Origin of the sequence: Ulvibacter litoralis (assembly GCF_900102055.1) — a bacterium.
Classification (GTDB): domain Bacteria; phylum Bacteroidota; class Bacteroidia; order Flavobacteriales; family Flavobacteriaceae; genus Ulvibacter; species Ulvibacter litoralis.
The window spans coordinates 92,138-104,373 of record NZ_FNBA01000001.1; the positions used below are offsets into that span (position 1 = coordinate 92,138).

The 12,236-nt window shown below is 37.6% G+C and carries 11 protein-coding genes and 1 pseudogene; 7 read left to right on the forward strand and 5 right to left on the reverse strand.

Translation table 11 applies throughout. The features are described 5' to 3' along the window. The first annotated feature begins 28 nt into the window (after positions 1-28). The 3 genes from BLQ00_RS00520 (at position 29) to BLQ00_RS00530 (ending at position 2,492) form a co-directional block, all read left to right on the forward strand. Positions 29-472, forward strand: coding sequence for a DUF1569 domain-containing protein (locus BLQ00_RS00520; protein ID WP_093139351.1), 444 nt, complete (start codon positions 29-31; stop codon positions 470-472). A 155-nt stretch (positions 473-627) separates the two neighbouring features. Further along, positions 628-1,851 (forward strand): porin family protein, encoded by a 1,224-nt coding sequence (locus BLQ00_RS00525; protein WP_093139352.1) that lies wholly within the window; start codon positions 628-630, stop codon positions 1,849-1,851. 44 nt (positions 1,852-1,895) lie between these two features. Further along, the gene (locus tag BLQ00_RS00530) at positions 1,896-2,492 is read left to right on the forward strand and encodes an FMN-binding negative transcriptional regulator (RefSeq protein ID WP_093139354.1); all 597 of its coding nucleotides are present in this window, start codon (positions 1,896-1,898) and stop codon (positions 2,490-2,492) included. A 1-nt stretch (position 2,493) separates the two neighbouring features. Here BLQ00_RS00530 and BLQ00_RS00535 read toward each other — a convergent pair whose 3' ends face one another. From BLQ00_RS00535 to BLQ00_RS00555, 5 genes and pseudogenes are all read right to left on the reverse strand, one after another. Beyond that, positions 2,494-3,849 (reverse strand): UDP-N-acetylmuramate--L-alanine ligase, encoded by a 1,356-nt coding sequence (locus BLQ00_RS00535; RefSeq protein ID WP_093139355.1) that lies wholly within the window; start codon positions 3,847-3,849, stop codon positions 2,494-2,496. Between the two features lie 193 nt (positions 3,850-4,042). After that, complete coding sequence (locus tag BLQ00_RS00540) at positions 4,043-4,999, reverse strand: tetratricopeptide repeat protein (protein ID WP_093139357.1); 957 nt, start codon at positions 4,997-4,999, stop codon at positions 4,043-4,045. 40 nt (positions 5,000-5,039) lie between these two features. Continuing rightward, positions 5,040-5,579, reverse strand: a complete 540-nt coding sequence (locus tag BLQ00_RS00545; protein WP_093139358.1) for a DUF4136 domain-containing protein — start codon at positions 5,577-5,579, stop codon at positions 5,040-5,042. A gap of 152 nt (positions 5,580-5,731) precedes the next feature. Next, positions 5,732-6,742 carry a GTPase ObgE gene (gene obgE, locus BLQ00_RS00550; protein ID WP_093139360.1) on the reverse strand — a complete coding sequence of 337 codons (1,011 nt, stop codon included), beginning with the start codon at positions 6,740-6,742 and terminating at the stop codon, positions 5,732-5,734. 177 nt (positions 6,743-6,919) lie between these two features. Further along, a pseudogene (locus BLQ00_RS00555) lies at positions 6,920-7,492 on the reverse strand (adenylate kinase); the annotation flags it as partial. 95 nt (positions 7,493-7,587) lie between these two features. Here BLQ00_RS00555 and BLQ00_RS00560 point away from each other — a divergent pair. The 4 genes from BLQ00_RS00560 (at position 7,588) to BLQ00_RS00575 (ending at position 12,195) form a co-directional block, all read left to right on the forward strand. Further along, on the forward strand, positions 7,588-8,745 hold the full coding sequence (locus tag BLQ00_RS00560; RefSeq protein ID WP_093139363.1) for a 5-(carboxyamino)imidazole ribonucleotide synthase: 1,158 nt from the start codon (positions 7,588-7,590) through the stop codon (positions 8,743-8,745). A gap of 30 nt (positions 8,746-8,775) precedes the next feature. Continuing rightward, positions 8,776-9,261, forward strand: coding sequence for a 5-(carboxyamino)imidazole ribonucleotide mutase (gene purE / locus BLQ00_RS00565; protein WP_093139364.1), 486 nt, complete (start codon positions 8,776-8,778; stop codon positions 9,259-9,261). Between the two features lie 122 nt (positions 9,262-9,383). Beyond that, complete coding sequence (locus BLQ00_RS00570; RefSeq protein ID WP_093139366.1) at positions 9,384-11,405, forward strand: M3 family metallopeptidase; 2,022 nt, start codon at positions 9,384-9,386, stop codon at positions 11,403-11,405. Positions 11,406-11,646: 241 nt separating this feature from the next. After that, the gene (locus BLQ00_RS00575) at positions 11,647-12,195 is read left to right on the forward strand and encodes a sigma-70 family RNA polymerase sigma factor (protein ID WP_308425262.1); all 549 of its coding nucleotides are present in this window, start codon (positions 11,647-11,649) and stop codon (positions 12,193-12,195) included. Positions 12,196-12,236: the final 41 nt, after the last annotated feature.

A 12,236-nucleotide genomic window follows, 5' to 3' on the forward strand; every position in this document is an offset into this window, starting at 1 on the left:
CCTTTCTGAAAACTTAAACCTTTCTATTATGAAGTCAATTTTTGAAGCTGATAGTTACAAAGAAATTAGAGATCGCCTCAATAATCTATCTGAAAACTCTAAGCGTGAATGGGGTAAAATGAGTCACGGACAAATGCTTCACCATTGTCAAGGACCTTTAAATATCATGTTAGAGAAAACAGACTACGGCATGAAGCCCAATTGGTTTGTAAAACTATTTTTTAAGAAGATGATGTACAACGATAAACCCTTTGGAAAAAATATGCCAACCGCTAAGTTTTTAAAAGAAAGCGCACCTAAAGATTTTAAGCAAGAAAAAGCGACCATAGAAAGTCTTTTAGAAGAAGCAAATGCACAGAGAGACAAAACAGATTGGAAACCTCATCCTGGATTTGGCTATTATACTGCCCAGCAATGGGGAAAAATTCAGTACAAACATTTAGACCATCATTTACGCCAATTTGGAGTGTAATACCCCATTGAAGAGGTGGCGCGAGTATCAAATTTGTATATTTTGAAACAAATTTTAGAATCGTGGCGTCCCGAAAATCATCAAACATTTACGCCAATTGGGCGTATAACAAACTTCTATCTTAATTAAAAAACACAACCATATAACAACCTTTTATGAAAAAATACATCCTATTTCTCTTAACTACTATTATTACCCTTACAAGTTATTCACAAACCTCTTTTGAAAAGGGGTATTACATTACAAATTCGAATGAAAAAGTAGATTGTTTTATTAAAAATGAAGATTGGAAAAACAATCCAACAAGCTTTGAATATTCTTTGCTAGAAAATAGCGAAACAAAAACAGAAAGTATTAAGGCCGTTAAAGAATTTGGGATTTATAACATTTCAAAATATATTAAAGCTACCATAAATATCGATAGATCTACAAATGCGATTAATAATTTAACCTATGATAAAGCACCAAAATTTAAAGAAGAAGTGCTTTTTTTAAAGGTTCTGATTGAAGGAGAAGCAAATTTATATCTTTATGAAGATGCAAATTTAAAACGCTTTTTTTTCAGTAAAGACGATTCAAATATCGAACAGTTAGTTTATAAAAAGTACTTAAGTTCACACACTAAAATAGGAAAAAACAACCAATACAAACAACAATTATTAAATGCACTAAAATGTAGTTCTATTGCTTCTAGTACTTATGAAAACCTACAATATACAACGAATAGCATCACTAATTTTTTCATTTATTATAATGAATGTGTTCATGCCGATATTACAAATTACACTTCTAAAGAAAAAAAGGATTTATTTAATTTAACCCTACGTCCTCGCATTAATAATTCATCTCTAAATATTAATAATGGTATTTCTGACGGAAGAGATGCCGACTTTGAAAGTAAAACTGGATTTGGATTTGGTGCAGAAGTAGAATTTATTTTTCCATTTAACAATAACAAATGGGCACTTATTATTGAGCCTACATATCAAAACTTTAAGAAAGAAATCGCAAGAGATGCGAGTAACGTTTCTGGAGGAAAAATGATTATTAATGTGGATTACAAATCAATTGAACTTCCTATAGGTATTAGACACTATTTCTTTCTTACCGATAACTCAAAAATTTTCCTAAACGCTTTATATGTTATGGATTTAAGCTCTAAGTCTTCTATAGAATACACAAGAGGGGATAATTCAAGTTTAAATTCTCTAAATATTAAATCAGGAAACAATTTTGCCTTCGGAATAGGATACAAATTTAATGACAAATATAGCTTGGAAGTGAGACACCAAACAAGCAGAGACATTCTAAAAGACTATGTTTACTACAACTCTGAATATAATACAACATCATTAATATTCGGTTATTCGTTTTTGTAACAAACAAATTATAAAAACACTTATATTACAAAGAAAGCGTATAAATGTATCCACCTCCACACCATCAGTCTGAAGACCTTCAAAAAATGATTGCTGTTATCAAACAGTATCCATTAGGCATGTTAATTTCAGCAAAAGAAGGGACACCTTACATAACACACATTCCTATCGTTTACAATGAGCAAACAGGCAAACTAGTAGCACATATTGATGCCTCTAATCCGCAATTAGCAACTTTACAAGATGGCGCCGAAGTCACCGTTGTTTTTAAAGGTCCGGACACCTACATTTCACCTAGTATTTACACCACGAAGCAACTCCCCACTTGGAACTATATTATCGTGCATGTTACAGGAACCATCACATTAATTAACGACCCTGAAGCGGCTAAAGAAACCATGGTTGCTATGACAGAGTTTTTAGAAGGAACTACTCAGAAATTTGTGTTGGAGAAAGATGACCCTAGAATGGACCGATTTATAAATTACATACAAGCATTTGACATTACCATTACAAACTGGGAAGGAAAGTTTAAGTTATCGCAAGACAAGAATCCTAAAGATTATGAACATGCCAAACAAGAACTCATAAAAAAATCCGGTGAGGATATCACCGGATTTATTGAAAATATGTATCGTTAATTTACTTAATATATTCCTTCACGGTATCAAAATCCAAACCTCCGTAATTTCCACTACTCATTAAAAGCAGTGAGGTATTCTCATATTCTTGTGAATATAAATAGGTTTTAAAATCGGCAGGATTGGTAAATACAATTAAATCGTCTCTATCAAAAGCTGCATCAATTTGCTCTGTTTTAATCTCTTCCAATTGTTTAATCATAACTGCATGTGGAGAGTAGAATACTACTGCACTATCTGCAGCATCCAATGCTCCTTTGTATTGCGATAAAAATTCCGGGTTCAAACTACTGTAGGTATGCAATTCCAAACAAGCAATTAACTTCCGATCTGGAAATTGACTTTTAACAGCTTCTGTCGTTGCTTTTACTTTGCTTGGCGAATGCGCAAAATCTTTATAAGCAACAGCAGTTTTGGTTTCTGCTATTTTCTCTAACCGTTTGCTAGCTCCTTTAAAAGTTGCGATAGCTTCATAAAAGTCGGCTGCATCTACCCCCATCAACTGACAAATCCAACGTGCTCCTTCTAAGTTGTTTAAATTGTGTTTCCCAAATACTTCAATAGGCATAGGGCCTTCTGGCGTATCTAACAATGTCTCTCCGTCCACAACGGTATAACTTGGAGTTTGGTACGGATATTTTTTTATGAGACTAGTAGAATCTTCCACCACTCTTTTTACTTCGGAATCTTCTTCGTTGTAAATAATCGCTCCGCCGTTGGTAATTTGGTTTAGAAAAATATCAAATTGCTCCACGTAGTTTTCATACGTAGGAAACACATTAATATGATCCCAAGCAATTCCGCTTAGCAAGGCAATGTTCGGTTTGTACAAATGAAACTTCGGACGTCTATCAATGGGTGACGATAAATATTCATCACCTTCTAAAACGATAAAATCATTATCGTCTGTGAGTTTTACCATCACATCGAAACCTTCTAACTGGGCACCCACCATATAATCTACTTCTCTATCGTGATAATGCATCACGTGCAAAATCATAGAAGTAATGGTTGTTTTTCCGTGGGAACCACCAATCACAACTCGTGTTTTGTGTTTTGACTGTTCGTATAAAAATTCTGGGTACGAATAAATCGTCAATCCTAATTCTTTTGCCTTTAGCAATTCCGGATTGTCTGCCTTTGCGTGCATCCCTAGAATAATAGCATCTATATCGGTTGTAATTTTCTCTGGAAACCATCCAAATGCATCTGGAAGTAACCCTTTGGCATCGAGACGCCCTTTTGAAGGTTCAAAAATTTCGTCGTCGCTTCCTGTTACGTGATCTCCTTTAAGATGTAGTGCCAATGCCAAGTTGTGCATAGCGCTTCCGCCAATGGCAATAAAATGTATACGCATTATTCCGTTTTTTTATTCGAATGGACGTTGTAGAACGTCTGTACTTATTTTTGTAAAGATATTGAATTTAACTCGCAATAGGGATTGCGGCAGCTAGCTTTTGCACGGCAAAACTACAGCCAAAAGCCTGCCTCTGCCGAGCAGGCAGGCCCGACGCGTTCCCGATTCATTGGGAATGGGGAAGGCACAAATATTACAACGAAAGAATATGCTGCCTCTCTTGTAATGCTTCTTTAAAATCAGGTCTGTTTTTCAAGGCCTTATCAATCCATGTAATAGCTTGATGTTTATCGCCCTGATTTTTATAAATCTGCGCCAAACGATAATACGCCCAATCTAATGGCACGCCGTCTTTCACCGAATGATTTTGAATGTAAGCTTGCAAGCACTTCACTCCAAAATCGAGTTCTAAATTGTACTGTGCTGCAATTTTACCAATTTGGTAATTTAATTGATTCCGCTTGTGGATCCGTAATGATTTTGAAGCGGTTTCAATAGCTTGTTTGGGCTGATTATTATTTTCATAAAGGGTAGCCAGTTTTTCGTAGGTATGTGGCGAACCTCCAGCTTTAATAGCTTTTTTATAAAAAACCTCAGCATCTTTTGGGCGATCGCTATACTCGGCGATGTAACCATTTGCTAAAAAACCATCTACTGCCGACACTTTTCCGAGCTCGTTTGCAAACTTAATCGCTTTCGCCTCACTTCCTCCAACAATTCCGGGCAACTGAATATAAAATTCGACCAATGCCCAACGAACATCAATGTGATTGGGATCTAGCTTGGCAGACGTTTCGAAAGCATCTCGGATGTCTCCAATGTAGGTTACAGCACGAATTTTACTAATACTAAGGGCCTTCATTCCTAAAGCAGCTCCGTATTTAAATTGATAATTTGCATTGTTTTTTTCTTCGGAAACTAAAGATTCAAAGAATTCGATAGCGGTGTCCCACTCATCCATATAGCCTGCAATATCGCCTAAGTATTCTCGCGTTTTTGCATCGTTAGGATGAGAGTTTAAATACTCTTGAAACAAAGGCCTTGCTTCTTTAAATTTTTCTTTTTGGTAATAATCTACTGCTTTCTGAAAGGTATCTTGCGAAAAGCTAGTTCCGGATACGAACAAAAAAAGACACAGAATATATTTCATAAATAATTTGATTTATTAAGAGATGAAAAAGACATCAAATTTAATTACTTTCTTGTTCTGGCGGATATTCTTTTAGGACTTTTGAAACAACGGCTTCATAATACGCTTCTCGTTGTTTGGGGTTTGCTTTTTCTTTGAGTTCACCGTCGGCAATGGCTTGCCAGATTAATGCGTCGTTGGAAGCTGCTACAAAATCGATGGTCAAGGCTTGGTTTATCACACGACCTCCAATTGGGATTCCGCCGCTTACCCCTACTCCAACAGCACCACCACCTCCTCCAACTCCAATTCCCAAGGTGTTTCTAGAGTTGGAAACTGTTTCCTTGGCGTAAAAGTTCACCAATAATTGCGGCGCTTCCGATTTTATAAATCCTTTTTGCTGAAGCACGCTGTCCATGACACGCATGATGCGTTTGTCGTCTAATTGGTTTAATCCTGACTTTATATCTGGATAAAAATTATAGGAAGTGTATTCTGAAAAGGTTACTTCTTTATCATAATCTACCGCTACTGAAGCTCCACAAGAAGCTAAAACGACTGAGACCAATAGTATAATTCCGTATTTTTTTAGGTATTGCATGCGCTATTTACATTTTAAAGAACCACCAAATGGGCAGCTATTTAAATGTACGCAAAAAGCAAGCCAGCAGATTGGATTTTATTATTCTTTAACAATTTTCTTGCTAATGACTCCTTAAACTATTCTGATTTAATAAGGTAAACCCTTACTACTTACTCAGTCTCTTTGTTCAACATTTCCCAAAGCTTGTCTTTCAACTCCATAAGGCCTTGTTGTGCTACAGAAGAGAAAAACAGGTATGGAATGTTATGAAACTCTTCGTCCAATACTTCTTTCATTTCTGCTTTTAGCTCATCGTCCAGCATATCGCTTTTCGAAATAGCCACCAAACGCTCCTTGTCCAATAATTCTGGATTGTACCGTTTCAATTCGTCTAGTAAAATGTCGTATTGCTCTTTAATGTCTTTTGCATCAGCTGGAATTAAAAACAGAAGTGTCGAATTACGTTCGATATGACGTAAAAAACGATGTCCAATTCCTTTACCTTCAGCAGCACCTTCAATAATTCCTGGAATATCTGCCATCACAAACGTACGGTGATCGCGGTATTCTACAATCCCAAGATTGGGCTTTAGTGTTGTAAATTCGTAATCTGCAATTTTAGGTTTTGCAGCGGTAATCACAGACAATAAGGTCGATTTCCCCACATTTGGGAATCCTACCAAACCTACATCTGCTAATATTTTAAGTTCTAATGTGAAATCTAATTCTTGACCGTCAATTCCGGGTTGTGCATACCGAGGGGTTTGATTGGTAGACGATTTGAAATGTGCGTTTCCGCGACCTCCTTTACCACCTTCTGCTAAAATACGCTCTTCACCATCTTCGGTTAACTCAAATAAAATCTCTTGTGTTTCTGTATCTCTCACAACCGTACCCAAAGGCACATCTACATACACGTCGCCACCATCGGCTCCTGTACTGGTTTGCTTGCTTCCTGGCAATCCGTGATCGGCTCTAAAGTGACGCTTAAATTTTAAATGGAACAAAGTCCATAAATTTTTATCTGCTTTGATAATAATATGACCTCCACGACCACCATCTCCTCCATCAGGACCTCCTTTAGGGATGTATTTCTCTCTGCGTAAATGCGCACTTCCTTGCCCTCCTTTTCCGGATGTCACATGAATTTTAACGTAGTCTACAAAATTTCCTTCAGTCATATCTATTTCCCGCGCGGGCGGGATTCTTATTATAATTAATTATTCAACGCGTTTATTTAATGCGTTAGGGATAGAGGTGGCATCCTCGCCATTGCTGCTCGCGCAGGGATGGAGAGATACAGCCGAAAGCCCGGCCCTTCGTAGTTTTGAGGCACGAAAAGCGTAGCAGGGAACGCCCTACAATTGATCGATTACAGCACTCAAACGTTCTGTAATGTCTTCAATACTTCCTACACCGTCAACACCAAAATATTTATCTTGATTTTGATAAAACTCTTTTAAAATATCAGTTTTTCTATAGTATTCGGCAATACGTTCTCTAATGACTGCTTCATTGGCATCGTCTGCTCTTCCACTTGATTTTCCACGCTCTAAAAGACGTCCAACCAAAATCTCATCATCAACTTCTAACGCAACCATTGCATTTATTTGTGATTTCTTTTCTTCCATCAACACCGCCAAAGCTTCTGCTTGTGCAGCTGTACGTGGAAAACCATCAAATATAAAACCATTTGCATCTGTATTTTTCTCCACTTCAGCATTCAGCATATTGATTGTAACCTCATCAGGGACTAAATGTCCTTTGTCCATATACGACTTTGCCAAGGTTCCTAATTCTGTTTCGTTTTTAATATTGTAACGAAACACATCTCCCGTAGAGATATGAACCAGTTGGTATTTTTGCTTTAAGACTTCTGCTTGTGTTCCTTTCCCTGCTCCTGGAGGGCCAAATAATACGATGTTTTTCATTCGTTTACTTTTAGTTCTGAATAATGATGTTAAAAATCGGCACATAAATAAAAGTGCAAAGATAACAATTGCAAAGAAGATTGTACCTTTGTAGTATGGCTAATTATTTTTCTTCAAACTTTACCCTTGGAATCCTTGGTGGTGGCCAATTGGGCAAGATGATGCTTTACGAAACTCGTAAATTTGACATCAAAACAAATGTCTTAGATCCTAGTGCTGATGCGCCTTGCCGCATTGCCTGCGATGATTTTACACAAGGTGACTTATTAGATTACGACACCGTGTATCACTTCGGAAAAAAGGTAGACGTCCTCACCTTCGAGATAGAAAATGTAAATATTGAAGCATTAGAACAACTTGAAGCAGAGGGAAAAAAGGTTTATCCGTCGTCAAAAACGCTACGGAACATTCAAAATAAAGGAACGCAAAAGCAGTTTTATAAAGAACATAAAATTCCGACCGCTCCTTTTAAAGTGTTTCAAAATAAAAACGAGCTGAATGAAGCCATCGTAAGAAAAGAGTTTCACTATCCCTTCGTTTGGAAAAGTTGCACAGGCGGTTACGACGGAAAAGGCGTCAGTATTATTAGAGATGCCGAAGATATTATTCCGCTGCCCGATGTGGAGTGCATTGCTGAAAAACTAATTCCTTTCAAAAATGAATTGGCAGTGATAGTAGCACGCAACCCCAAAGGAGAGGTAAAAACATATCCTGTGGTGGAGATGGAATTTCATCCAGAAGCCAATCAGGTGGAGTATGTTATTTGTCCGGCACGAATCGATGCTGCTGTTGCTGAAAAAGCGCGTGACATTGCGACCAACGTTTCTCAAACATTTAAACATGTAGGATTACTTGCGGTTGAATTATTTCAAACGGAAGACGACGACATTATTGTAAACGAAGTGGCTCCAAGACCACATAATAGCGGACACCAAACCATTGAAGCTAGTTATACCAATCAATTTGAGCAGCACATTCGTGCGATTCTAAATTTACCCTTAGGAAAAACAGATAGCAAAGCGGGCGGAATTATGGTGAACCTTGTGGGCGCCGAAGGACATACCGGACCTGTTCTTTACAAAAACATTGAAGAAATTATGGCGATGGAGGGTGTTACACCACACATCTACGGAAAAAAAGAAACGCGTCCATTTCGTAAAATGGGGCACGTTACCATTGTGAACGAGGATCTTTCCGAAGCCAGAAAAATTGCCGAAAAAGTAAAAAAAACCATTCAAGTAATAAGTGAGTAATCACAACACACCAACGTTAAAAATATATATATGTCGAAAGTAGGAATCATTATGGGAAGCACAAGCGATTTGCCAGTTATGCAAGACGCTGTTGAAATTTTAAGAGGATTTGACATTGAAGTTGAAGTCGATATTGTTTCGGCACATCGCACACCCGACAAGCTTTATGACTACGGGAAAAACGCCCACACAAGAGGTATTTCTGTCATTATTGCGGGCGCTGGTGGCGCTGCCCACTTACCAGGAATGATTGCGTCATTATCACCCTTACCTGTAATTGGTGTTCCCGTAAAATCGAGCAATTCTATCGATGGATGGGATTCTATCCTTTCTATTTTGCAAATGCCTGGCGGTGTTCCTGTAGCAACCGTTGCCTTAAATGGCGCAAAAAATGCTGGGATTCTAGCCGCACAAATCATTGGATCTGCAGACAAATGTGTGTTAGATAAAATTTTAGCCTACAAAGAAGGGCTAAAAATGAAGGTAGAAGAAGGTGCTAGACAAATGAAAAAGTAAGCACATGCTAAAATAGAATGCAGAAATTAAACACATTCTAATTTTAAACCTACTCAAGAAGAGGTCTCGACTGCGCTCGATCAGACAGCAGATAACAGACTGACATTTGAAAATTAAACATTATGAAAAACATCTTATTAACACCTTTCAATACCGCTCCATTTTCAAGCATTAAAAACGAGCATTTTTTACCCGCTATACAATCGCTTATCGAGACGACCAAAGCTGAAGTGGAAGCAATTGCTTCTAATCCGGAAGCACCAACTTTCAGCAACACTGTAGAAGCCTTAGAAAATACAGGTATGCAATTAGATCGTGTGACTAGTATATTTTTCAATCTGAATAGCGCCGAAACCAATGACGAAATTCAGAAAATAGCACAAGAAATATCACCGCTATTGACCGACTTTCAAAATGATTTATTGCTGAATGAAGCCTTATTCGCAAGGGTAAAAGAAGTTTTCAATTCAAAAGACCAACTTACTTTGACGGGCGAACAGCAAATGTTACTTGAAAAACAGTACAAAGGTTTTTCTCGAAACGGTGCAAATCTTTCTGAAGAAAAGAAAGCGACCTTACGTAAAATCGATACCGAATTAGCAAAGCTGAAACTTACGTTTGGCGAGAATGTATTGGCCGAAACAAATGCTTTCGAGATGCTACTAACGGATGAAAAAGACCTTTCCGGATTGCCTGAAGGTGCGAAAGAAGCCGCTGCCCAAACCGCAAAAGAAAAAGGCAAAGAAGGTTGGATGTTTACTCTAGATTATCCTAGCTACATTCCATTTATGACCTATGCCGATTCTCGCGAACTTCGGAAAAAAATGTCCTTGGCATTTGGCGCAAAGGCATTTCAAAACAACGCATCAGACAACCAAAAAAACGTATTACAAATCGCAAAATTACGTTTCCAAAGAGCTAAATTATTAGGCTATGAAAGTCACGCACATTTCGTATTGGAAGAGCGCATGGCTGAAAAACCACAACATGTCATTTCTTTCTTAAATGAATTGTTAGAAAAAGCAAAACCTGCTGCCGAAAAAGAATTTAGTGAACTTGAAGCTTTTGCTAAAGAATTAGACGGTATTGACCAACTTCAAAAATGGGACAGTGGCTATTATGCTGAAAAATTGAAGCAGAAGTTATTCGACTTAGACGACGAGAAACTAAAACCTTATTTTGAACTTAAAAATGTGATTAACGGGGTATTTACAGTGGCTCAAAAACTCTACGGACTTTCATTCGAAGAGGTTCAAGATATTGACAAATACCATGCAGATGTAAAAACCTATCGCGTAACTGACGCCGAAGGTGAACTCGTTGCTATCTTTTACGCCGACTTCCACCCAAGAGCAGGGAAAAGAGGCGGTGCTTGGATGACATCCTTTAAACCGCAACAAATTAAAGACGGTGTAAACGACAGACCACACGTTTCTATTGTTTGCAATTTCACAAAACCAACAGCTAGCAAGCCTTCTTTACTAACCTTTAACGAGGTTACTACTTTGTTTCACGAGTTTGGACATGCCTTACACGGTATGCTTGCCAACACAACCTATAAAGGATTAAGCGGAACTAGTGTATTTTGGGATTTTGTGGAGCTTCCGAGTCAGATTTTAGAGAACTGGTGTTATGAAAAAGAGACGTTAGAGTTGTTTGCGACGCATTACGAAACAGGCGAAGTAATTCCGATGGAATTGGTAGAAAAGATTAAAGACTCTGCTACGTTTCACGAAGGAATGCAAACCTTGCGTCAGTTGAGTTTTGGCTTGTTAGATATGGCGTGGCATGGTGCAGACCCAACAACTATAGAAGATGTAAAAGCGTTTGAAAAAGCGGCCTTCGAACATACAAGCTTGTATCCTGATGTTGCGGAAAACTGTATGAGCACTTCGTTTTCTCATATTTTTCAAGGCGGGTATTCGGCTGGTTATTACAGTTATAAATGGGCCGAAGTACTAGATGCCGATGCGTTTGCATATTTTAAACAAGAAGGTATTTTCAATAAGAAAGTAGCCGATAAATTTAAAAACTTTGTGCTTTCACAAGGAGGAACGCAAGACCCTATGGAGTTGTATGTTCAGTTTCGCGGACAAAAACCAAATCCAGATGCCTTGTTGAAACGCGCTGGACTTATAGATTAAAAGATAATATTCAGAAAAAATAAAAAAACGTGTATCCTTTTAAGGAATTTAAAGTCTACTTATTGAACTTTAAATTTTATTCCTATGAAAAATTGTCAATGCACAAACTGCGAATGCACAAATTGTAACTGCGGAAACTGTTTAGAAAGCAAGTGTCCGTGCACGAAATGTGAATGTAAAAACTGTACGTGTTGCTAAATACAAAGGTTGGCTTTTGGGTCAACCTTTAAAAAATCGTTTTATGAATATTGAAACAAGCACATTATGGAATAGATTCAATACGCAAGTGTACTTTTTTATTCTGAAAAAGGTGAAAGACAAAGACGCTGCTAATGAAATTTTACAAAATTCTTTTCTGAAAATTCATCTCAATATAGCGCAGTTGAAGGATGTCGAAAAAGCAAAAGCGTGGACGTTTCAAATAGCTCGCAATGAAATTATAAATTACTTCAAAGCGGAATCAAAAACCGTTCACAAATCGAATTTAGACGCCATTACCACTACTGAAAACTACGAAGAGCTATGTTGTTTTGAGCGGTTTGTAACGAACTTACCTAAAGAATACAACGAAGTTATAGACTTGGTCTATCTAAAAGGCAAAAAACAAGCGGAAGCTGCCGAATTACTCGGAATAAGTATTGCAAATGTGAAAGCCCGAATACGACGATCAAAAGCGATTTTAACTAAAAACTTTAACGAATGCTGCAAGTTTGACCTCAATGATGAAGGAAAACTCGTTGGAGAATCGAACTGTTCGTATCCGCACCAAGAAACAGCCATAAAAAATTAATTCTCACAACTTTCGTCATGAGAATTAACTGATGTAATTTT